A 22263-nucleotide genomic window follows, 5' to 3' on the forward strand; every position below is an offset into this window, starting at 1 on the left:
CTGGTATCAGCGGACCTTGGTTTCCTGTTTGCAGCTGATGCACATGCGGGCATGCGGCACCGCTTCGAGCCGGCCTTTCTCAATCAGGTTGCCACACACGATGCAGATACCATAATTCCCGCTCTTGATCCGCTGCAGGGCATCGGTAAGATGGGAGATGAACTTGCGTTCGCGTGCAGCGAAAAGATATGCTTTTTCCCTTTCCATGGCGTCCGTACCCTGATCAGCCATGTGCAGGGAGTATGTCGAATCTTCGCTGTATTCACCTGAAGAACCGTCTTTAAGGCGTTCCTCGATGCTGTACAGTTCCTCATTCGCATCATGAATTTTCTGAAGAATAATCCCCTTGAAATACTCAAGGTTCGCGTCAGTATGTCGTACTTCCTCACGTGGGGACGCAGGAACGACGGCTTCACGGTTTTTCCGCAGCAGTGATCCCTGCTTGCCCTGATATTTCGGAACAGCAACAGGTGTTTTCTTGCTGCGACGCGTATACTTGCGCTTCGGTTTCGTTTCCTCAGCTGCGCCCTTCGCCTCGGTTTTTGCCTTGGTTGAGGCTTTGCGCGTGCCGGTTTTCCGCTTCGTGGCTGCACTGCCTTTCGCGGCTGCGGCTTTCTTCGCCACAGTCTTTTTGGCAGTCTTCTTTGTGGTCGCGGCTTTTTTGGTTGCGGCTTTCTTCGAGGAAGCAGCCTTCTTTGTGGCACTTTTCGTCGTGGCTTTTTTCTTGCTGACCGTGGCAGTTTTTTTCGTTGCCGCACGTTTCTTCGGGGCCGCACTCTTTTTCGCCGTACTGCGTGTACTGTTCTTCGCTGCGGTTGATTTCTTCGCGGCGGTTTTCCTGGTCGCAGTCTTGCCGGCAGTGCTCTTTTTCGTCGAAGCAGATTTTTTCGCGGTACCGGATGCACTCTTCGTCACAGTCTTCTTCCCTGCGGCGGTGGTTGACGTTTTACTTTTCTTCGAGGTTGTCGATTTCTTTTTATTCACTGTGCTTTTTTTATTCGTGGCTGATGCTTTGGCAGTTTTCCTGTCCGCAGTTTTGGATGCAGCGGACTTCGTGGCAGTGGCATTTTTCTTACTACTGGCAGCTGCTTTCTTTACGGGGGACTTTCGCGTCGCAGACTTTGCGGGAGATTTCTTTTCCGCTGCACTCTTCTTCGCAGTCCTGGATGCCGATGCCGACTTTTTCACGGCGTCCTTCTTCTTTTTTGCTGTTTTTGCTGCCATGATATTTCTCCGGTCAAATGGCAAAATGAACTCAACGCTTCGGATTATTCCGGCTTCGCGCTCTCGATCTGCAGACGGCAGGCCAATTCATTGACCTCAATATTCTCGCCGCTTTCTGCCGGGATCTCCGCCCTGACAATACGAACTGCGAGCGTTTCAGCGCAAATATACGATTCCATTCGATTAATTGCGCGTTCAAGAGCAGTATCTTCGGTCATATACGTCAACTGAATCCTGTCGGTCACTTCACGCCCCTGCTCTTTGCGAAGGGTCTGTATGCGGCTGATCAGTTCACGCGCAATACCTTCGTCCATCAGCTCCTCGGTCAGCGTCGTATCGAGCGCAAGCACGATATTGCCGTCGGTGCCAATCGTCCAGCCTTCGATATCCTCATGCTGAATCTCGATATCATCGGTCGTGAGCGTAATTTCCTCACCCTGGATGTTGAAGCGAAGTTCGCCATCACGTTCGAGAGCGTTGATCTCGTCGATGCTGCACTGCGCAATGCGCGCTGCGATGGATTTGACGAGCTTCCCGTAGCGGGGACCGATGGCCTTGAAATTGGCCTTCGCTTTTTTCTTCAGCAAGTCTGAATCGTTCGCGATGAATTCGATGTCCTTGATGTTGGTTTCTTCGAGAATGACATCGCGCATGGCGTTGATATGGTCGCGTGTTGCGTCCGATGTCGTTGCAATCAGGATACGTGCGAGTGGCTGACGGGTTTTAAGCCTGGTCTGTTCACGCAGTCCTCTCGTCAGGTACACCACGCGCTGTGCGTCATGCATTTTCTGCATCAGTTCCCTGTCGACATCACCGGCCTCTGGCAACAAGGCGAGATGTACGCTCTCTGCATTCTGCCCCTCAGGGGCAACTGCCGTGAGACGCCGATACAGATTTTCACTCAGGAAGGGCGCAAAGGGTGATGTGAGCTGTACAATCGTGAGCATGCAGGTGTAAAGTGTCTGGTAGGCAGCGAGCTTGTCGTCTGACATCTCGCCTTTCCAGAAACGGCGCCTGTTGCGACGCACATACCAGTTGGACAACTGGTCCACGGTAAAGTCCGCAATCTTTCTGGCAGCCGGGGTTACATCATAGGCATCCATCAGTTCACGAACGTCCCCAACCAGCGCATGCAGCTCCGTCATGATCCACTGATCAATTTCAGGCCTGTCTTCGATGGGAATCTCATTCTCGCGTCCCTCGAAACCATCGATGTTCGCGTAGAGGACGAAGAACTGATAGGTGTTTATAAGGGCACGGAAGAAGTTCTTCTGTACGCCCTCGATATCCTTCTCATTGAACATCGTCTGGCGCCACGGGGGACTCCCGACGGTGAGGTACCAGCGCGTGGCATCGGCGCCGTACTGTTCGAGCACGAGAAAGGGATCAACGACATTGCCCTTCGACTTCGACATCTTCTGGCCGCGCTTGTCGAGCACGAGCTCATTGACAATCAGGTTCTTGTATGCCGGCTTGTCAAACAGCGCAGCGGAGATCGCATGCAGGGTGTAAAACCACCCGCGCGTCTGATCAATTCCTTCACAGATGAAATCCGCCGGAAACGCGTTTTCAAACAGCTCTTTGTTTTCAAACGGATAGTGGAACTGCGCGAACGGCATGGCGCCGGAATCGAACCAGACATCGATAAGTTCCGGGGTACGGCGATACAGCTTCCCATCTTTTTCGAACACGATATCGTCTACCCAGGGTTTGTGCAGATCGATATCGTCACGCGAGAGCGCGACGCGCTCACCATCGACGAAACGGAAGCCTTCCAAAAGCTCGTCGACTGAACCGACGATGAACTGATCGGAGCCATCTTCGGCAACCCAGATGGGCAGCGGGGTACCCCAGTACCGGTCACGGGAAAGCGACCAGTCCTTGTTCTCTTCCAGCCAGTTGCCGAAACGTCCGGCGCCGACTTCAGGAGGCATCCAGTTTATTTCCTGGTTCAGAGAGATCATGCGATCGGAATACTCCGTCGTCCGTATATACCAGCTGTCGCGCGCATAATAGATCAGCGGGTTGTCACAGCGCCAGCAATGCGGGTAGCTATGCATGTAATCTTTCGCCGAACGGTAAATCTGTCCCCTCTGCTTGAGCATGCGGATGATCTCAGGATCGACGCCTTCTTCCTCATGAGTGGCAAATGAGAGCGTCTTCACCAGGCGTCCGGCAAAATCCGTAACCTGCTCATCGAATCTTCCATTGGGCTGCACGGGCAGGATAAACGGCAGATCGTACTGCTTCATCATTTCGTAATCGTCGACACCGAAGGCAGGTGCGATATGCACGATACCCGAGCCGTCTTCCGTGGTCACGAAATCGCCGGCAACAACATAGAATGCCTTTTTATCGACGGAAACGTAATCGAAGAGCTGTTCGTATTCGAGTCCGAGCAGGTCCTTCCCTTTCATTTCCTCCAGCGTCTCGTACTCCTCGGAGATAACGCTGAGTCGTTCTTTCGCGAGATAAAGCACGCCATGTTCCGAAGAACGGATTTTCACATAGTCGACATCAGGATTGACCGCTAGCGCGACATTCGAAATCAGCGTCCATGGCGTCGTCGTCCACACAAGGATATGTGCATCCTCATTGCGGACGCGGAATTTCACGTACACATTCATGTCCTGCACATCGGCATATCCGAGCGCGAGCTCATGCGACGAGAGCGGTGTTTCACAGTGCGGGCACTGAGGAACGATCTTGAATCCCTTGTAGATCAGTCCCTTGCCGTAAAACTGTTTGAGCGCCCACCAGACGGACTCGATATACTCGTTGGTGCAGGTGATGTACGGATCGTTCAGATTGATCCAGTATCCCATGCGCTCGGTCAGTTTCTGCCAGCCTTCCGGGTATTCGATATGATGGTAGACGAAGTCTTTCGCACGCGTATTGAACTTTGCGACGCCGTATTTCTCGATGTCGGATTTCTGCTCGAATTTCAATTCCCGCTCGAGCGCGACTTCGATAGGGAGTCCGTGCGTATCCCACCCAGCCTTGCGCTGCACGCGGTGACCTGTAATCGTCTTGTAACGACAGACGAGATCTTTCAGCGTACGTGACAGCACATGATGAATTCCCGGTTTCCCGTTAACCGAAGGCGGTCCTTCATAAAATGTAAACGGTTTTGCCCCCTCACGCTGTGAGATACTTTTCTCGAAAATATCGTGTTCATGCCAGAACGCGAGGATGTCTTTCTCCAGCTCGGAGTAGGAAAATCTTTCAGGGAAGGCTTCGAAATTGGACATGGTGGTAATATTGAATAACTACTTTGAGTGACGATGAACGAGATACGCGACCAGGGTCAGGAGTACACTGAGCAGAATGGTCGTGGTGATGGGGATATAAATCGAAATACCGGGGAAATCGAACTCCATGTCGCCGGGCAGCATCCCGATGAGGGGGATGTGCTGCAGAAAAAGCATGCCTGCAACGACTGCCACTGACAGCACCAGCAATACGAGAAGGAGACGAAGAAATGCGAGCTGATCTTCCATGTGCAGTGCCGTCTACGCCGTGAGGCGCTCGACCACTCCTTTCATAAGAGCACGAAGACGCGGCTCGGTTTCATTTGCCGTTTGAATGATCGCCGGCACATCTACGGGTTCGAGTGCATCGGGGAAGCACTCATCGGTGATGATGGAAAACGCGAGGACACGCATTCCCATATGCACGGCGACAATGTTCTCGGGTACGGTAGACATGCCGACGGCATCCGCCCCGATGCCACGGAGGAAACGGTACTCCGCACGCGTTTCGAGATTCGGTCCGGCCACGGCGACGAATACACCCTTTCGCAGCGAAATCGCATTATCGAGTGCGACCTGCTCTGCCATGGCGATCAATTCATTGTTGTATGCCTCGCTCATATCAGGAAAACGCGGACCGAGGGTGTCATCATTGGGACCGATCAGCGGATTGTCACCGATGAGGTTGATATGATCCCAGATGACCATGATATCGCCCCGACGGAAGGTCGGGTTCATTCCACCCGCGGCGTTGGAAATCAGCAGTGTCCTCACACCGAGGGCGTGCATGACGCGTACCGGAAACGTCACCTGCTTGAGTGAATAGCCCTCATAGTAGTGAAAGCGGCCCTGCATGGCGATGACCGGGATACCGGCAAGCCTGCCGATGATGAGTTTGCCCTGATGCGACTCCACGGTCGAAATCGGGAAATGCGGGATATCACCATAGTCAAGGACGACCTCGGTCTCGATTTCCTGCACGAGTCCGCCAAGGCCGGTGCCAAGAATAATACCGACGGCCGGTGCCGTCGGTGTCTGCTTTCGTATATACGCCACGGCTTCTTCCATCATGGCGCGCAATTCCGTCATGCTTCGCTCTCCCGTTGATCGAGTTGTTCAATAATATCGTCCACCACCTCGGCATCGATGCCTTCTCGTGTGCTGGTGGCATGTGTCAGCGCGGAGCGGAGTGCAGAACCACGTGACTGCTCCAGCGCAGAGAGAAAATCCACCTGGGATCGGAGTATGGATTTGATCCGCGTGATAAGCGCCAGCTTTTTGGTCTCGAGCAGATCAATCTGCTCCTTGAGGGATTCCAGCCTGGCATTACCTTTCATCAGCTGACGCTCCGCGCGGCGTTCCGCGTCGCGCAGAATGACCGCGGCTTCCCTTCGTGCTTCGTCGAGGATGGCTTTCCGTTCCTGTTCGACTTTGTACGACATGGCAGCGGCACTGGCTTCAGCCTGCCCGACCATCTTGGTGGACGCGGCTTTCATTTCGGTCAGCATGCCCCGGACCTTGCTCTCCAGTTCACGCGAGTGTTCGAGCTGGGATTCAAGCTGGAGGATTTCCGCACGCAGTGCCCCGTTTTCGTCAATCATGGCGACGAGGTCTTCCGCAAGTAACTGCAGGTATGCCCGCACTTCCTCAGGTTTCCAGCCTTTACGGACGGTGGAAAACGATTTGCCTGCTATGGTTTCCGCGTTCACAAGCTTACCTCATTCTCTGGGTCCAAAAATTGCGCTGCCGATACGCACGATGGTGGCCCCTTCCTCGATGGCGACCTCAAAATCATTGGTCATTCCCATGGAAAGCTCAACCATGTCCCCGTTGCCGTATTCCTGTACGATGCGTTCGCGCAGCGCACGAAGCCGCTGAAAAGCAGGGCGTACAAGTTCCGGGTCATCCACGAATTCGGCGACTGTCATCAGTCCTCGCAAACGCACGGAAGTCAGGGGAAGTATTTCGTTCACCGCTGCAAAAGCGGTTTCGGCGGTAAATCCGAATTTGGATTCTTCCCCGCTCGTGTTGACTTCGAGAAGGATATCGGTCATGCATCCAGCGGAGGCGGATCGGCGATCGATTTCCTTCGCCAGATCCACACTGTCAACCGAATGGATCATTGCCACCTCACCTACCAGGTATTTCACCTTGTTGCGCTGCAGATGCCCGATCATGTGGAGGTGGTGCGGCGCAAGTGCATCCTTCTTGCGGAGGTACTCCTGCACGCGGTTTTCACCAATTTCCAGGATGCCCGTCTGCAGAAGTTCATTGACGGTCTCGGGTGGCTGCGTTTTCGTCACCGCCACGAGAGTGACCTCCTGCAGGCTGCGTCCTGCCCTTTCGCAGGCGTCGGCCATGCGCTTTTCGATATGCCGAATTCGCTCTGCTACCATAAACAGATGAATATATTCTCCGAACCCCTAATATCCAAAGTGAAACGGCGTCCCACAGCCCGGCCCGGCCGCATCGCTGCAAGTGCGGATCGCGCATCTCGCACCTGTGTACCGCGCAGAAAAACCGGGTTACCACTTTGAATATGTATTGAGATATTCATACTTTCATCCGTCCGGCCAATAAAAACATATGTGACTATGAACGTCACATTGCACAGGAGTAAAAGGGAATGAATGATTTCAAGGTACCCCCCACGGTTATCTACGATGTGACAACAGTTGGCGAAGCGATGGTGGAATTGCGCGCCGAAGATACAACGCTGCCTGAGGCAGGACAGTTTACCAGGCGTATCAGTGGTTCCGCCGCGATGATCGCGATATACTATAACATGCTCGGAGGAAAGAGCAACTGTATCGCCTCGGTCGGAGCAGACGCGCTCGGCACCTTCGTGCAGAATACCCTGCGCCAGCACAAGGTCAACGCGACTTCGATGCAGTTTTCGCGCGACCATCAGACAAGCCTGCTTTTCACAGCACGATCGGGCCGAATCCTGCAGAGTGCGTATTACCGTCTGGCAGAATGGCAGCTGCATAACACCAAGGAGCATGTTGCCCTCGCGCAGAGTTCACGCATCGTTCACGGAAGCGGATTCTGCCTGTGGAAACATCCCGCGCGTCACAGCGTTTTTGAAATTCTCCGACTGAGCAAGAAGTTCGAGAGCACGACGGTGCTGCAGCCGAAATACGAGCCGGCACTCTGGCGCAACAGGAATGACGCCCAGAATACCATAAAGAAAACGCTGCAGTTCGCGGACATTCTCACGCCTACCATCGATGATGCGGAACATCTGTTCGGGAAAGGAAATCGTGAAGATTACCTCAAGCAGTACCATGAGATGGGTGCGGAGAAAGTGATCATGACCATGGGCAAGCATGGAGCACTGGTCTCGGATGGCAGCAAAGTCGTGCGTGTGCCGGCTGTGGAGGCGGAGGTCGTCGATCCCGCAGGTGTGCATGACGCCTGGCATGCCGGACTTTATTATGCGATGAACAACGGCAAGCCTCTGACGAACGCCACGTATTTCGCCAACGCCGTCTCGGCATTCGTCCTTGGTCAGCAGGGTGCATTGATCGATCTGCCCGCGCCGGGTGAGATCACACAGCAGCTGCTCGACAAAGCATTCGAGGATGTCTGATCAGTTTTCCCCTTCCCCTTCTGCGGGCAGCGTTTCCGACAGAAACGTGACAGGCAATGCGAGCGCCTGTTCCAGCCTGGCAAGATAATTCTTGCGCGAAACTTCAAACGCTCCGAGTCGCGTCAGATGCGGTGTGCTGTACTGCACATCGAGAAGCGGCATGCCCTGCCGCAGCATCTGTTCGCAGAGAGCGGCAAGTGCGACTTTGGAGGCATCCCGCTGCGTAAAAAACATGGATTCCCCGAAAAACGCCCCTCCCAAACTGACACCATAGAGCCCCCCCGCCAGCTGTTCATCTCTCCACGCCTCCACTGAGTGCGCCAATCCGCGCTCATGCAGCGCGCAATAGCTGCGGATGATGTCTTCGGAAATCCACGTATCATCCCTTGCCGCGCATGCACGCATCACCTGTTCGAAATCACGGTTTATGTGGATGTGGTAGCGGCCGGAGCGGATGATTTTACCGAGGGAATGAGAGATATGCAGTCCTTCAGGCTCGATAATACATCGGGGGTCAGGACTGAAAAGCATAATGGGGCCATCTCTCCCATCGGCCATCGGGAAGATTCCGGCCGCATACATGCCAAGAAGTTCTTCGGGGGGAATGACGGGCATGATCAGTTCTCCTGCTCGTCGTCCAGCTCTTCCTTCAGTTTCTGCAGGGTTTTTATCGAAGACACACCCATGGCCCGCGCCAGACTGTCGAGCGACTTGCCGGATTGCAGGGCGTTGGCAGCGTAAGTGTTGCGGAGCATGGAAGGAGTGATATCCGGCAGTCCCGCAGTCTTCCCCACGCGCTTGACAAGCTGGTCGACTGCCTGCTGCGTCAGCGGGTTTCCTTCATAGGTGATGAAGAGTGGCTCCTTGCGCAGACGCTTGGCCATCACGGAGACGCCGCGCCATCGCATGAACTGCCGCAGCGCATTCTGTGCACGTGTGGAGAGATAGACGAAACGCGTGGTTTTCCCACGCTGTCCCTTGATAAACACGCGTCCCTCGCGCGGAGTGAGATGAACATCCCCTACCGTCATCCCGCAGAGCTCGCTCGACCGCAGTCCGCTATGCAGCAGCAGCAGTATGACCGCCCCCTCGAGTGGACCCGGATTTCGTTCCGCCGTGCGCGCGAGCAGCAGGGCATCCTTCCGCTGCAAAACGGTCGGTGCGCGCGGTTCGGCGGATATGCCGCTGATCTCCGCGGCTGGATTGCGCTGCATCAGCGACTGCACGACACAGTATTCGAAAAACTGACGCAACGCGGTGATTTTCCGGTTCACCGACGCAGGTGAGGAATTTCGTGTAAGAAGAAAAGTCCTGTAATCCTGGATGTCGCTGCGTGTCAGTTCCGCCAGCATGAACTGGTCGCCGAACGAACTCCTGCTCCACTGCATGAACTGCTTGAGGTCATTTGCGTAGGAGCGGATGGTGTTCTGATGCTTCCCCTGCTCTGCGAGGTACTTCTGAAACGCTTCGCGTATATGTTGGAGACTGTCTTCGCCCATGTGTGACAGTGGTAATAACCGTCCTGTTTCACTTAAGTCAATCATGAAATATGCTGGGTTGAGGCGACAAAAACAATTCAGAGATGAGCGACCTCAGCGAAAGGCCGTGAAACCCGCCATAACTCCCTGTACTACAGGGGTTTTCCGGCATTCTTCGCTTTCAAAAATCCCCGTTTTTTCGTACCTTTTGATGATATATGTTTTCCCTTTTCCATCGTGATAACACGCATGTCAACCTCCTCTGAAAAAATCCTTCGTGTCAGTATCGAAGACGAGCTCAAGAGCTCGTATATAGATTATTCAATGTCCGTCATCGTATCCCGCGCCATCCCGGATGTGCGTGACGGGCTCAAGCCCGTTCACCGGCGCATCCTCTACGGGATGAGCGAACTCGGCCTGACACCGAACCGCGGCTACAAGAAATCGGCGCGTATCGTCGGTGAAGTGCTCGGTAAGTACCACCCCCACGGCGACAGCGCTGTCTACGACACCATGGTACGCATGGTGCAGGACTTCTCCCTGCGCTACCCGCTGGTACAGGGTCAGGGAAACTTCGGATCCGTCGACGGAGATTCCGCGGCGGCCATGCGTTACACTGAGGCGCGCATGGCACCGATCGCTATGGAAATGCTGCGCGACCTTGAGAAAGACACCGTCGATTTTGCATCCAATTTTGACGATTCACTGCAGGAACCGCGCGTCCTTCCCACACTGCTTCCCACCATGCTGCTCAATGGCGCCGGTGGTATCGCCGTCGGTATGGCCACGAATATCCCGCCCCACAACCTCACGGAAATCGTGACCGGCCTTCTGGCGCTGATCGAGAATCCCGAGTTGGGTCCTGAAGATCTGATGAAGCATGTCACCGCGCCGGATTTCCCGACCGGCGGCATCATTTTCGGCTACCAGGGCGTGCAGGATGCATATCTGACCGGTCGCGGCAAGATGATCGTACGCGGCAGGGCCAATGTGGAGACGCTGAAGAACGGACGTGAAAACGTCATCATCAGCGAACTCCCCTACCAGGTCAACAAGGCCAACCTCATCGAGAAAACTGCCGATCTGGTAAAAGCCGGAAAAATCGACGGTATCAGCAATATCCGTGACGAATCCGATCGTGACGGCATGCGCATCGTCATCGAGATCAAACGCGATGGCAATCCCGAAGTCGTTCTCAACAACATGTACCGTCACACGCAGATGCAGGTGACCTTCGGGGCCATCATGCTCGCGCTCGTCGACGGACGTCCGAAAGTGCTGACGCTCAAGGAAATGATGCAGCATTTTCTCGACTTCAGGCACGAAGTCGTCGTACGCCGTACGAAGTTTGAATTGGCCGAGGCGGAGCGGCGCGCGCACATTCTCGAGGGATATATCATCGCGCTCGACAACATCGACGAGGTGATCGAAACCATCAAGAAATCACGCGACGTCAATTCGGCCCGCAGCAACCTGATGAAAAAGTTCAAGCTGAGTGAAATTCAGGCCAAGGCGATTCTGGACATGCGCCTGCAGCGGCTGACCGGGCTCGAGCGCAAGAAAATCGAGGACGAGTACAAGGAAACCATCAAGCTCATCAACTATCTGCGCGGCATCCTCGACAACACACAGCTGCGCTGGCAGCTGATTGGCGACGAACTCCGTCAGCTGCGAGACAAGTACGGTGATGAGCGCCGCACAGAGATCATCTACGATTACGCGGATTTCCGTCTCGAAGATATGATCGCGGAAGAAGACGTGGTCATCACCATCAGCCACCAGGGCTTTATCAAGCGCACTCCCCTGAGCACGTACAGGCGGCAGGGACGCGGCGGCAAGGGAGTCGCCGGCTCCGCCAACCGGGAAGACGATTTCGTCGAGCACATGTTCATCGCCTCGACGCATCATTACATCCTCTTCTTTACCGACAAGGGGCGCTGCTACTGGCTGAAGGTGTTCGAGGTACCGGAAGGCGGCCGTACCGCAAGGGGACGCGCAATCATCAATCTCATCAGCAAACAGAAAGATGAAAACGTCGCCGCATTCCTCACCGTAAAGGAATTCACCGACAACGAATACATCATGATGGTGACGTCCAAGGGAACCGTGAAGAAAACCGTGCTCAGTGCCTACGGCAATCCGCGTTCCACAGGCATCATCGCCATCAACCTGTCGAAGGATGACAACCTCATCGATGCGAAAATCACTGACGGGAAAAACGACATTCTCGTCGCCACACGTCAGGGACAGGCCATCCGCTTCAACGAAGACGATGTGCGCGACATGGGCCGCAGTGCGACCGGTGTCCGGGGCATTTCCCTCGCGAAAAAAGATGTCGTCATCGGGATGATCGTCGGACGCGCCAACGGGAACGTCCTTGTCGTCAGCGAAAATGGCTATGGAAAACGCAGTGAAGTGGCCTCGTACCGCCTCACGAAACGCGGCGGCAAAGGTGTGATTACGATGAATGTCACATCGAAAACCGGCCCTGTCATTTCCATTAAGGAAGTCTCGGATCAGGACGATATCGTCATCATCACGGAAAAGGGCCTGGTGATTCGACAGCATGTGCGGAAGATCCGCGTCATGGGACGCAACACGCAGGGCGTCCGTCTCATTCATCTCCGCGAAGGAGATTCCATCGCCGACGTCGCCCGTGTCGCAGCCGATCAGGATATCGACAACAAGAATGCAGAGATCGTCGAACCTGAACAATAGTTGCTTTTCGAGTCAGGATCTATGCCGCGTAACTTCGAGAATAGTGCGAACTCGCGGACTCTAACCCCGCGATGATGAACGTGGTAGGAAGGAAGCATTATAGAGTTTTAGGAGCTTAATCCTGACTAACTATTGACTTTTTTCCCGTTCATGACTAGGTTTTGGATATTCCAAACACAGAGGGCCCCGATTCTGGAGCTTTTCCGCATCATATTCCGGCTTTGTTCTCTAAAGAAGATCATTGAGTCCTCGTCCCCAACGACGAGTCTTCCATAGTTGAGAGGTGTCCATGAACCGTCTTCGAGTTACGCTCACTGTCAGCATGCTCACACTGCTCCTGTTTCCGTTGCTCGCGCATGCGCAGACCAAGGACAATTCGATTGAAGCATCCTGGGAGCGCGCTTCGTCGACTCCTCCACGCGAGACCCGCGTTCAGCCTGCCCCTCCTGCGCCTGTAGAGCGCAGTGAAGGACTGAAGTATGAAGACACCGCCTGGGATGCCAGCCGCAGTGAGAAATCGCGTCCCTGGCCCAAGCTGACTTCATCTTCCACCGCGAAGGAATATTTCGACGCGAACGCCGCCGTGATAGATTCCCTTTCGCATCTTTACTGTCTCTCTTCGAATTACATCAGCACGCTGCGCATCCGCAACCAGCAGGCCATGCAGGATCGCGATCCGCAGCTCGATGAGTTCGATTATGAAGAGGGACAACAACCCGTTCCTTCCGCCGACGCCCGCATGTCCGTGCAGGCGCTGCACAAGGAACTGATGCAGCTGCTCGAACGCTGTCTCGTCGGCCGCTGATCTCCCACAATCGTGAACAACACTGCCACACATATCAGGAGCCTGCACATGAAACACCTTATCCGTTCATTCCTCGTCATCCTGTTGCTGCTTCCCATCGTCAACGGATGCCAGCCGATTGTTTCGGAGAACGAGAACAACTGGATCACCTATGAGGTGCGTGAAGGTCTGGATTACAACGAGGCCTGGCGCGTTGTGGTAGATGCGCTGCTGACGCGCGGCTACCAGTTTGAGACCCTGTCGAAGGATGACGGGTACATGAAGACGGAATATCTCCATGAGACCGTGGAATCGCAGGGTGTGGAAATACGCACGCGCGTCTCCGTCAAGTTCACTTATGGCCGTCGCACGGTGCGAATCAAGGTGGACGAAGATTATCTGATTGGCTACAAGGAACCCGGGGTGGATATTCCCCGTGTCGCAGATCTGAAGGTCGAACTGCGTGACCGTCTGCTCTAAGCAGGCCCGGCGATCAGGAATCCAATCCATCCAAATCCGGAGGCCCATATGAACACTCACACTGCAGCATATCCCCGCCCGACCGGCAAGCGCGGAAAGGCAGGCTGGGTGATTGTGGCGGTAATGAGTCTGTTGCTGCTCACGCCCTCGCATTCACAGGCCCAGGGCAGAGCGTTGCTGGATATTGCCCGACAGAGCATCGTGCAGATCCCTGACGGCATGACCAGTCTCAACATGTCCATTTACGGCGTCACGCTGGGCATGCCCTGGGGTGAAGCGCGGAATATTCTCGACCGAAACAACGTGCCCTACATATTCCAGAAAGGCACGTCACCCGTGGTCTACGTCCCACCGACGAACTCCACCTATTATTTCATCCTGAATCCGAGTTCCTACGGCGTCATCGAAATGGGCATTATCGGTACGGCGGATCTTCCGCTCGATAACCAGTACCTGTTCGACGGCCACCGATGGCGGCTGACAACGGCACGCACGCAGTTCTTCGGCAACGAGGGCGAATATGTCGTCAACGAGGAAGGCGAAATGTACAACTTCCCGTTCCACGGCTTCGTGCTGAAATACCTGACGCCGGAAAACTTCCGCTTCGTCATGGTCGCTCCAACGAATTCACCGCTTACCACCTACGGGAAGAATCTGCGTCCGGAGGCTCAGCAGGCTCCGCCTCCTCCCCCGCAGCCGAAACCCGTACCGCAGGTCGAGCAGCCTGATCTTGAGTACTGGCTGCAGAAGTTCCAGGTCGCGCGTGACAATTTCGAGGGAAGGCGCTACAGCACAGCACTCGACATTTTCCAGGAAATCGCCGATCAGGCGCCGGAGCCCCTTCTGCAGGTGCGCAGCGTGTACTGGATGGGTGAAACGTATTACGGCATGAAGCGCTACCGCGACGCCCGCCAACAGTTCGAGCGCGTGCTGCGGGAAACGGATATCGAATCGCTGCGCGAGCCCGCACAGCTCATGATCCGAAACTGCAACAAGTTCCTCTGATCTGCATTCACCTCCGTTTTCGGCTCCACCGAAACCGCATTTCTCAACACTCCCATGAACTTCCATGGGAGTGTTTTTTTATCCCCGCACCGGCAGCATACACCTTTCCACGCGGTACGCGCATCCCACAGTCGCTTTTCCCTTTTCCTCTTTTTGCATTCTTGCTAACTTGCATGATACCGCAAACGCGGTAACGAAATCAGCAACGAATACGACAGTAACAATGATCAAACGTATTGCACACATCGGCATCGCCGTAAAAAACCTCAATGACGCACAGTCCATTTTCAAAACCCTGCTCGGGATGTCTCCTTCCCATGTCGAGCGCGTGGAAGAACAGAAGGTGGACGTCAGCAGTTTTCATGTCGACGATACCAATCTCGAACTGACACAGGGTATCAGTGAAGACTCCCCAATCACCCGCTATATCGAAAAGCGCGGCGAAGGAATACACCACATGGCCTTCGAAGTTGATGACATTCATGCCGAACTCGCGCGGCTGAAGGAGGCCGGTGTCCGTCTCATCGATGAAGAACCGCGTATGGGAGCAGACAACTTTCTCGTTGCGTTCATTCACCCGAAATCCGCCGGCGGCGTACTCGTCGAACTGTGTCAGAAAGCGGGGTAAATCCTATCAGCGATCCGGCGAAAGAGCATCCCCAGTCAAAAGATCAGCAGCAGCCCGCTGACGAAAAGCAGCCCGCTGACGAAAAGCAGCCCGCTGACGAAAAGCAGCTGCCTGATGAACTTGCGTTCAAACTGAAGAACCTCCCGCGTGCACCGGGCGTTTACCAGTTTCGCAATACGGACGGGAAAATCATTTACGTCGGGAAGGCCAAGAACCTTCGGAACCGCGTTCGATCCTACTTCCAGGAACGCGGAACGTACGATCCCAAGCGCGACATCATGGTCGCCAAGATTGCGGATCTCGAGCTGGTCGTTACCGATTCGGAAGTCGAAGCGCTGCTGCTCGAGAATAATCTGATCAAGGAGCACAGTCCGCGGTACAATATCCGGCTGAAGGACGATAAGAGCTACCCGTATATTGTGGTGACCAATGAACCCTATCCGCGCGTGTTTTCGACGCGGCGTATCATTCGTGACGGCTCACGGTATTACGGACCGTATACAGACGTCAAGGGGATGCATCTGATGCTGCGGACCATCCGCTCGATTTTTCCCATCCGCAGCTGCGATTACCGTCTCGATGAGGAAGTCATCGCGCAGGGCAAGGTCAAACTCTGCCTCGATTACCATATCGACAAGTGTGAAGGACCGTGTGAAGGACTCGTCTCCGGTGACGATTACAACCACATGATCACCCAGGTGGAACAGCTGCTCAAAGGCAAGACGCGTGGACTGCAGAAGCAGCTCGAGGAAGAAATGAACGAGCAAGCCGAGCAGCTCGCGTTCGAGCGGGCGGCGGACCTGCGCAATCGCCTGCACGCACTGCAAACCTATCAGCAGAAGCAAAAAGTTGCGGCGGCGGATTTCAAAGACAGGGATATCATCGCGGTCGCGCGCCGTGAAGGCGACGCCGTCGGTGTCGTATTTCGGGTACGGGACGGCAAGATCATCGGGAAACAGCATTTCCCGTTCACTGGAGCTGACATCGAAGACGAAGCCCAGATTCTGGAGCACCTGCTGCACCGCTACTACACGAAAACGATGGACATCCCTGCTGAAATCGTGGTAGGGGTGGAACTGGATTCAGCCGGGGCCCTCGAGCAATGGCTCAGTGAGAAGGCCAGCATGAAAGTTGCCTTCACCATTCCGCAGATCGGCGATAAGGCCAAACTCCTCGGAATGTGCCGGGCGAATGCGACATTCCTGCTCGATGAGATTCTTCTCCAGAAATTGAAAGCCGAGAGTTCGCTGCCGAAATCCGTCGAAGCCCTGCAACAGTCACTGTATCTTCCCACACCTCCACGCCGTATCGAGTGTTTTGACATTTCGCATTTCCAGGGCGCGGAAACCGTGGCATCCATGGTGTCCTTCCTCGACGGAAAGCCGAGGAAAAGCGAGTACCGGAAATTCAGCATTCGCACGGTCGAAGGTGTCGATGATTTCGCCAGTATGCGGGAGGTCGTGCGCCGCAGGTATTCCCGTCTCCTCGATGAGGATCAGCCGTTACCCGATCTCATTGTCATTGACGGCGGGAAGGGACAGCTCTCCTCCGCTGTCGAAATCCTCCAGGAATTGGGATTGCAGAAGCAGGCGGTGATCGGACTCGCAAAGCGACTGGAGGAGGTGTTCGTTCCGGGCGAGAGTCTCCCGATGAGTATCCCGAAAACTTCGCCCGCGCTTAAATTGCTGCAGCGCGTGAGGGACGAAGCACACCGGTTCGCGATCACGTTTCACCGCGAGAAACGGCAGAAAAGCACTCTGCAAACCGCGCTTGAAGAAATTGAAGGCGTGGGTCCCAAGCGTGCGAAGGCCCTGCTCACCTCCTTCGGCTCCGTCCGCGCTGTCGAAGCGGCAACACTCGAACAACTGGCTGAACAGGTCGGCTGGAGTACCGCCAGAAGCATCCATGCCCACTTTCACGACGCAGATGACCAGTCCACCGAGGACGATCAGACAGAGAATACGGATACCTGATGCAAAAAGTAATCGTTTCCATAACATTGCTTTTCACCCTGCTCATTTCCCCATCCCTCTGGGCGCAACGCATCCCGAACGCAGAGCTTCATACTCTTGTGCGAAAAGGGATTCAGTACAGCGGCGAGCAGCGCTACAGCGATGCGAAAAAAGTGTTTGACCGCGCCATCCATGATTTTCCGAAGCACCCTGCCGGGTATTTGAACAAGGCCATTCTGCTGCAGGTCATATCTCTCGATTTTGAGGCCCCGGTTCCGATGCCCGAGTATCTCGATCTTCTTGAGAAAGCACGCACACTTGGTGATCAAATGCTCAGGCAGAAGAGCACGCGCAGTGAAGGACAGTATTACATCGGCATGGCGCGCAGCTACATCGCCTATTATCAGTTCAGGGACGGAGAGAACTGGATCAGCGGATTGTCGGAGGGGCTCAAGGCCACGGACTATCTTGAAGAGTGCCTGGAGAGCAATCCGAAAGCCTATGACGCGATGACAGGCGTCGGCACATACAAGTACTGGAAGAGTCAGAACATGTCGTTCCTGACCTGGACACCGCTCGTCGATGATGAGCGACGTGCAGGCATACACATGCTGCGAACAGCTGAAAAACATGCTTCTTACACATCACAGCAGGCAAGCAATTCACTGATCTGGATACACATCGAAGAGGAGCAATGGGACACTGCGATCAGGATCGCGCAGCGTGTGCTGAAGCGCTTCCCTCGCAACCGCCTGTTTCTGTGGGGACTCGCCTCGGCGGCCGAGGGGAAGGAAGACTGGAAACTGGCGCGATCCGCGTATGAACGCATCGTTGCATCAATTGACGACGAAGTTCTTGAAAAACGTTATATCGAAATGCAGGCACGTGCGAAGATCGCATCCATGAGCTACATGATCGGTGATATTGAGCGGGCGATGAAGGAATGCGACTGGATGCGCTCGAGGACCCGCACCTCGCTCCAGGGTTTGACTGAGGATGGAAAAGACAGAATTGAGCGGCGGCGGGAAGAAATGGAGGAACTTTACGAAGAACTGCACTGAGCGATGACTACGCTGCAGGAAATAAAAACCCCTTCTCCACTCTCGTGAAGAAGGGGTTTTTCACTGTTTCCGTCGACTACTTGGTAAGCAGCATTTTACCTGTGCTGACAGTTTCACCAACGGTTAGCGTGTAGAAATATGCTCCACCGGGCAGGTCCCCGGCTTCAAACGGCAGAGACACCGTTTCGCCTTCAAAGACATCCGCATCATAAAGTTCGCGCACGACCTTGCCGAGCGTGTTGTAAACGAGCAGGGATGCCCGTCCCGACACGGCTGCGGTGAAGGTGATGGTGGTGGACGGATTGAAGGGATTCGGATAATTGCGGATCACATGTTCAGGGGTGTCCGCGCTGACCTCGACCACAGGCGAGTACGAGATACTGCCATCACGGTCTATCTGGCGCAGACGGTAACAGGCACCACCGCGCAGAGGCATCTCATCGTTGAAACGGTACGACAGTTCACGATTGCTCGTACCTGCTCCGTTGACAAACCCGATCTTTTCAAACGGGGCATCTTTGCCGGGGGCACGCTCGATATCGAAACCGTGATTATTCAGTTCCGTCGCTGTCGTCCACCGCAGCTCGACGACAGCGTCCTTCCTGCGTGCGGCGAAAGCAGTCAGCTCGACAGGCAGAGGCGCGTTGAGATCTGCAAGCGTGTACCTGTGGTTGATGCTGGTCACACCGTCGTAGTGGTAGGTCACGGTATTGCTGGTGGTCTGCACGATGCTCGTCACCAGTTTGGCGAACTGATCCTCGCCTGCTGTCCCGAGATCGCCGTACGCGAGAAGCAACGCGTTCTCATTGTTGCCATTCAACTCGGAATCCTTGTACTGCAGTCCCAGTGTGTACACCATGCCCGTCGGTGTCATATCTCCCGCAAGGCGTTCGATGTCATAGTACCGCGACACTGCCTGTGCGTCTGGAGCAGTCTTGACCAGGGTGAACGAATAATCCGTACCCGAAGCAAGCGTCGGGACCAGCATCGTCGTCTGCGTTCCATTGAAGGTATACGAACCCACGGCCTGCAGTGTACGCTGCACCGTTCCGATAATTTCCCCACTTCCCAGTGTCGCCACCATAGGTGCCGTTGAAGCGAAGGTAAGCGTGTTGGAAGGAATATTCAGATCCTTCGCAAGTGAAATGGTATTGCGCACGCTGATATCAGCCGACGAAGAAAAGCTGCCGTTCACGTTGCTGATCACGAGGGAATAAAAGTCCGGCGTCGTGCCATTGAAGACGATAGTCTCCGAGTTCAGCGTCGTAAGTGCCGTGCCAGCGACTCCGACAGAATAACTGCCTCCGATCACGCAGCTCGAACCAATTGCGGTGGAGCTGTGGGTGAGTCCGCCTGCAAACACATTGGTCCCGCCGGTAATATTGATCACGGGCCCCGAGACGGTCACCAATCCCGAGAAGCCTCCTGCAGCACTGGTTCCGCCAATGTTGAGCGCGCCCTGCACATCGACCGTTCCTGCGACAGAGCAACTGTTCCCTATCGTCAGATTCCCGCTGACATCCATATTGCCGCCAATCATGGCAGGTGCCTGCAGGCTCACGTCATTGCCGGCAATGATGTTGTTCGTTACCGAAAGCGAACCACCCGACAGCGTCAGCATCGAATTCGCACCGCTCATCGTCAGACTGCTGGTGGAGACCGTCCCTGATTGCATATCTATCGTCGCATTGTCACCGGACAGATTCAGCGCACCGTTGAACGTCACCAATCCCGAAAACGCATTGGCTCCGATAGTCACGCTGCTGTTGGTATTGGTGAAGTTGACATTCGAAAACGTCACATCCCCATCGCCCAGACTGTGATCACCAATAGTGATCGAACTCCCGCTGAAATTCAGCGTCGCTCCCGTCAGATCCGTCGCCGCAGTTCCCCCAATCGTCGTGCCAGTGAATGAATAGGATCCGCATCCAAAGTTATGCGTCGCAGTGCTGTTGTTGATCAGATTGCTTCCACACTGGACATTGCTGGTGGGGTTAACCAATCTTGCTGCGTCAGATAGAATTAGTTGGTCGATAATGGTTAGCGAATTGCTAACTGATTTGTCTCCACTCCCTTCCAGTTTCAGTGAGTAGTACGTAATTGCAGAACTAATGTTCTGATTACCATTTGCCAGGTAGCGAACCTCAGACCCTGGGTTGACATTCAGCATACCTGAGACAATGTAGTTTGTCGAAAAACTCGTACCTCCAACGCCCACTGAACCGTTGATTGTTAGATTTCCCGCAACCTGCAAGACCGTACCACTTGTGAATCCAGTTGAATGAGTGATTTCACCATTCACAGTGGTATTTCCAAACACACGGATTCTGTTGCCTCCGTTCGCATACAGCGTTGCACCACCGTCCAAGTAAAACGTCCCGCACCAGAGATCACCATTATTCATCGTCAACTCAGCATTCTGATAAACTGTAACATCAGAATTCATGAAAGTGCCAAGTCCATCCAAGCCACCACTCGCTGCATCAATGGTCAAGCTCCCATATATTTCTATAGGAGCTCCGCTAACTTTGAGAACACCACTTCCAGTAATTGTGAGTGCCCCGTTTACCTGCACTTTTTGGGTAAAGCCACCCGATCCAACTTCTACCCTACCGCCACTAGTGATCGTTAGAGAGCCACTAGATGTGATCGTAACCGACGATAGAACCAAGGGAGTTGGAAAGCCTATAGTGGAGCAGGTTACGTCTGTGGTTATTACTACATCATCGCCGGCAATCGGAGCAGTCCCACCCCACGTTGATGCTTGGGTCCAAGGACCATTTATCGTTGAGGTGCGTGTTGCAGCCTCAAGTGACAGTGCGCTACAGAGTAGTAGCAGAATAACCAGAAATACGTTCATTTTTGACATGATAAATCCTGTGACCCGTTTATAGAGTTTCTACGATCTATTGAGTTCCCTGAAAGTGGTATGTAATGGATAGTATTAGGGAGTGAGTTGAGGAGTGTTGGGGCTATTAAACGATCAAGAGCGGATTATCGGGTTTTTCTGGAAACAAAATACGGGAATGCACTGCGCAGGGCAAGTTACAATTTCCTTACTGTCCAAATTGTAAGAAAACAAAAACGGCCCCGAGTGGGGCCGCTCAACATACGAAATACAGATATTTGTCTTACTCGATTCCCTGCTCCGCGAGCCAGCGTTCGGCATCGATGGAGGCCATGCAACCTGAACCTGCGGCTGAAACTGCCTGGCGGTAGACGTGATCCTGAACATCGCCACACGCAAATACACCCTCAATATTGGTGTAGGTACTCTTACCCTTTGTAATGAGGTAGCCGTTTTCGTCCATATCCAGGATATCGGTGAACAGTTCGGTATTCGGCTTGTGTCCGATGCCGATGAAGAGTCCCTGCACGGGGAAATCCTCGAGTTCGCCGGTGTTCACGTTGCGCAGGACGAGATGCGTCATCTTCTTCAGGCCGTTTTCCTCGCTGCCCTTGACTTCCTCGACCACGGAATTCCACTTGAATTCGACTTTTCCACTCTTCAGGGCACGCTCCTGCATGATCTTCGAGGCACGGAGCTCTTCACGACGGTGGATGATGGTCACTTTGGTCGCGAATTTCGTGAGGAACAGCGCTTCTTCCATGGCGGTGTCTCCACCACCAACAACGGCCACTTCCTGATCCTTGAAGAAAAATCCGTCACAGGTCGCGCAGGCACTGACGCCGTATCCCATATACTCTTTCTCGCTTTCGAGACCAAGCAGACGGGCGCTCGCGCCGGTGGAGACGATGAGGGAATCCGCGGTATACGTTTTGTCATCGACCTGGACTTTGAACGGACGCTCGGAGGTGTCGATGCTGGTCACATGCTCGTATTTGCTCTCTGCACCAAAACGATGCGCCTGCTTGCGCATTTCATCCATGAGTTTCGGTCCCATGATGCCTTCAGGAAAACCTGGGTAGTTTTCGACTTCGGTGGTGATGGTGAGTTGACCTCCGGGCTGGGTTCCTTCGAAAATGAGCGGAGAGAGATTTGCGCGTGCGGAATAAAGGGCTGCGGTGAGTCCTGCCGGACCCGATCCGATGATAATGACTTTACGATGTTCCATGGTACTGCTGTTGA

General features: G+C 54.3%; 19 protein-coding genes. 9 read left to right on the top strand and 10 right to left on the bottom strand.

Annotated features, from left to right (window positions below):
• Positions 1–6: 6 nt before the first annotated feature.
• Positions 7–624: a TraR/DksA C4-type zinc finger protein gene (locus KQI65_06610; protein MCB2204405.1), complete on the bottom strand. Its 618-nt coding sequence runs from the start codon at positions 622–624 to the stop codon at positions 7–9.
• Here KQI65_06610 and KQI65_06615 point away from each other — a divergent pair.
• On the top strand, positions 584–1318 hold the full coding sequence (locus KQI65_06615) for a hypothetical protein (GenBank protein MCB2204406.1): 735 nt from the start codon (positions 584–586) through the stop codon (positions 1316–1318). The genes KQI65_06610 and KQI65_06615 overlap by 41 nt on opposite strands.
• Here KQI65_06615 and ileS read toward each other — a convergent pair.
• From ileS to KQI65_06640, 5 genes are read right to left on the bottom strand one after another with little or no spacing between them, the layout of a single operon-like run.
• The gene (ileS, locus tag KQI65_06620) at positions 1269–4475 is read right to left on the bottom strand and encodes an isoleucine--tRNA ligase (protein ID MCB2204407.1); all 3207 of its coding nucleotides are present in this window, start codon (positions 4473–4475) and stop codon (positions 1269–1271) included. The two genes, KQI65_06615 and ileS, sit on opposite strands and share 50 nt — an antisense overlap.
• 18 nt (positions 4476–4493) lie before the next feature.
• A complete protein-coding gene (locus KQI65_06625) occupies positions 4494–4724 on the bottom strand; it encodes a DUF2905 domain-containing protein (GenBank protein ID MCB2204408.1) in 231 nt (76 codons plus the stop codon).
• 12 nt (positions 4725–4736) lie between these two features.
• Positions 4737–5564: a purine-nucleoside phosphorylase gene (locus KQI65_06630; GenBank protein MCB2204409.1), complete on the bottom strand. Its 828-nt coding sequence runs from the start codon at positions 5562–5564 to the stop codon at positions 4737–4739.
• Positions 5561–6184, bottom strand: coding sequence for a DivIVA domain-containing protein (locus KQI65_06635; protein ID MCB2204410.1), 624 nt, complete (start codon positions 6182–6184; stop codon positions 5561–5563). The genes KQI65_06630 and KQI65_06635 overlap by 4 nt, the downstream gene beginning before the upstream one ends.
• A 9-nt stretch (positions 6185–6193) precedes the next feature.
• A complete protein-coding gene (locus KQI65_06640; protein ID MCB2204411.1) occupies positions 6194–6871 on the bottom strand; it encodes a YggS family pyridoxal phosphate-dependent enzyme in 678 nt (225 codons plus the stop codon).
• A gap of 230 nt (positions 6872–7101) precedes the next feature.
• On the opposite strand from KQI65_06640, the gene KQI65_06645 reads away from it, so the two are divergent.
• Positions 7102–8067 (top strand): hypothetical protein, encoded by a 966-nt coding sequence (locus KQI65_06645; protein ID MCB2204412.1) that lies wholly within the window; start codon positions 7102–7104, stop codon positions 8065–8067.
• Here the strand turns inward: KQI65_06645 and aat are convergent, their stop codons facing one another.
• Both aat and KQI65_06655 read right to left on the bottom strand, forming a co-directional pair.
• On the bottom strand, positions 8068–8682 hold the full coding sequence (aat, locus tag KQI65_06650) for a leucyl/phenylalanyl-tRNA--protein transferase (protein MCB2204413.1): 615 nt from the start codon (positions 8680–8682) through the stop codon (positions 8068–8070).
• Positions 8683–8684: 2 nt separating this feature from the next.
• Positions 8685–9611, bottom strand: a complete 927-nt coding sequence (locus KQI65_06655; GenBank protein ID MCB2204414.1) for a tyrosine-type recombinase/integrase — start codon at positions 9609–9611, stop codon at positions 8685–8687.
• Positions 9612–9794: 183 nt separating this feature from the next.
• Here KQI65_06655 and gyrA point away from each other — a divergent pair, with 183 nt between their 5' ends.
• The 7 genes from gyrA (at position 9795) to KQI65_06690 (ending at position 18173) form a co-directional block, all read left to right on the top strand.
• The gene (gyrA, locus tag KQI65_06660) at positions 9795–12263 is read left to right on the top strand and encodes a DNA gyrase subunit A (GenBank protein MCB2204415.1); all 2469 of its coding nucleotides are present in this window, start codon (positions 9795–9797) and stop codon (positions 12261–12263) included.
• A gap of 289 nt (positions 12264–12552) precedes the next feature.
• Positions 12553–13068, top strand: a complete 516-nt coding sequence (locus tag KQI65_06665) for a hypothetical protein (protein ID MCB2204416.1) — start codon at positions 12553–12555, stop codon at positions 13066–13068.
• 48 nt (positions 13069–13116) lie between these two features.
• Complete coding sequence (locus KQI65_06670; protein ID MCB2204417.1) at positions 13117–13527, top strand: hypothetical protein; 411 nt, start codon at positions 13117–13119, stop codon at positions 13525–13527.
• Between the two features lie 48 nt (positions 13528–13575).
• On the top strand, positions 13576–14532 hold the full coding sequence (locus tag KQI65_06675; protein ID MCB2204418.1) for a hypothetical protein: 957 nt from the start codon (positions 13576–13578) through the stop codon (positions 14530–14532).
• A 223-nt stretch (positions 14533–14755) separates the two neighbouring features.
• The gene (mce, locus tag KQI65_06680; GenBank protein ID MCB2204419.1) at positions 14756–15160 is read left to right on the top strand and encodes a methylmalonyl-CoA epimerase; all 405 of its coding nucleotides are present in this window, start codon (positions 14756–14758) and stop codon (positions 15158–15160) included.
• 107 nt (positions 15161–15267) lie between these two features.
• Positions 15268–17133, top strand: coding sequence for an excinuclease ABC subunit UvrC (gene uvrC, locus KQI65_06685; GenBank protein ID MCB2204420.1), 1866 nt, complete (start codon positions 15268–15270; stop codon positions 17131–17133).
• Complete coding sequence (locus tag KQI65_06690; protein ID MCB2204421.1) at positions 17133–18173, top strand: tetratricopeptide repeat protein; 1041 nt, start codon at positions 17133–17135, stop codon at positions 18171–18173. The genes uvrC and KQI65_06690 overlap by 1 nt, the downstream gene beginning before the upstream one ends.
• A 76-nt stretch (positions 18174–18249) precedes the next feature.
• Here KQI65_06690 and KQI65_06695 read toward each other — a convergent pair whose 3' ends face one another.
• A complete protein-coding gene (locus KQI65_06695; protein MCB2204422.1) occupies positions 18250–20175 on the bottom strand; it encodes a T9SS type A sorting domain-containing protein in 1926 nt (641 codons plus the stop codon).
• A gap of 1129 nt (positions 20176–21304) precedes the next feature.
• Complete coding sequence (gene trxB, locus KQI65_06700) at positions 21305–22249, bottom strand: thioredoxin-disulfide reductase (protein ID MCB2204423.1); 945 nt, start codon at positions 22247–22249, stop codon at positions 21305–21307.
• Between the last annotated feature and the right edge of the window lie 14 nt (positions 22250–22263).

Source organism: bacterium, assembly GCA_020444325.1.
Classification (GTDB): domain Bacteria; phylum Bacteroidota; class Ignavibacteria; order SZUA-365; family SZUA-365; genus BM516.

What these genes read in the sequence shown, in the direction of transcription:
- ileS (MCB2204407.1), bottom strand. Translation starts at nt 4,475, where the DNA reads ATGTCCAATTTCGAAGCCTTCCCTGAAAGATTTTCCTACTCCGAGCTG.
- KQI65_06625 (MCB2204408.1), bottom strand. Translation starts at nt 4,724, where the DNA reads ATGGAAGATCAGCTCGCATTTCTTCGTCTCCTTCTCGTATTGCTGGTG.
- KQI65_06630 (MCB2204409.1), bottom strand. Translation starts at nt 5,564, where the DNA reads ATGACGGAATTGCGCGCCATGATGGAAGAAGCCGTGGCGTATATACGA.
- KQI65_06640 (MCB2204411.1), bottom strand. Translation starts at nt 6,871, where the DNA reads ATGGTAGCAGAGCGAATTCGGCATATCGAAAAGCGCATGGCCGACGCC.
- KQI65_06645 (MCB2204412.1), top strand. Translation starts at nt 7,102, where the DNA reads ATGAATGATTTCAAGGTACCCCCCACGGTTATCTACGATGTGACAACA.
- aat (MCB2204413.1), bottom strand. Translation starts at nt 8,682, where the DNA reads ATGCCCGTCATTCCCCCCGAAGAACTTCTTGGCATGTATGCGGCCGGA.
- KQI65_06655 (MCB2204414.1), bottom strand. Translation starts at nt 9,611, where the DNA reads ATGATTGACTTAAGTGAAACAGGACGGTTATTACCACTGTCACACATG.
- gyrA (MCB2204415.1), top strand. Translation starts at nt 9,795, where the DNA reads ATGTCAACCTCCTCTGAAAAAATCCTTCGTGTCAGTATCGAAGACGAG.
- KQI65_06665 (MCB2204416.1), top strand. Translation starts at nt 12,553, where the DNA reads ATGAACCGTCTTCGAGTTACGCTCACTGTCAGCATGCTCACACTGCTC.
- KQI65_06670 (MCB2204417.1), top strand. Translation starts at nt 13,117, where the DNA reads ATGAAACACCTTATCCGTTCATTCCTCGTCATCCTGTTGCTGCTTCCC.
- KQI65_06675 (MCB2204418.1), top strand. Translation starts at nt 13,576, where the DNA reads ATGAACACTCACACTGCAGCATATCCCCGCCCGACCGGCAAGCGCGGA.
- mce (MCB2204419.1), top strand. Translation starts at nt 14,756, where the DNA reads ATGATCAAACGTATTGCACACATCGGCATCGCCGTAAAAAACCTCAAT.
- KQI65_06690 (MCB2204421.1), top strand. Translation starts at nt 17,133, where the DNA reads ATGCAAAAAGTAATCGTTTCCATAACATTGCTTTTCACCCTGCTCATT.
- trxB (MCB2204423.1), bottom strand. Translation starts at nt 22,249, where the DNA reads ATGGAACATCGTAAAGTCATTATCATCGGATCGGGTCCGGCAGGACTC.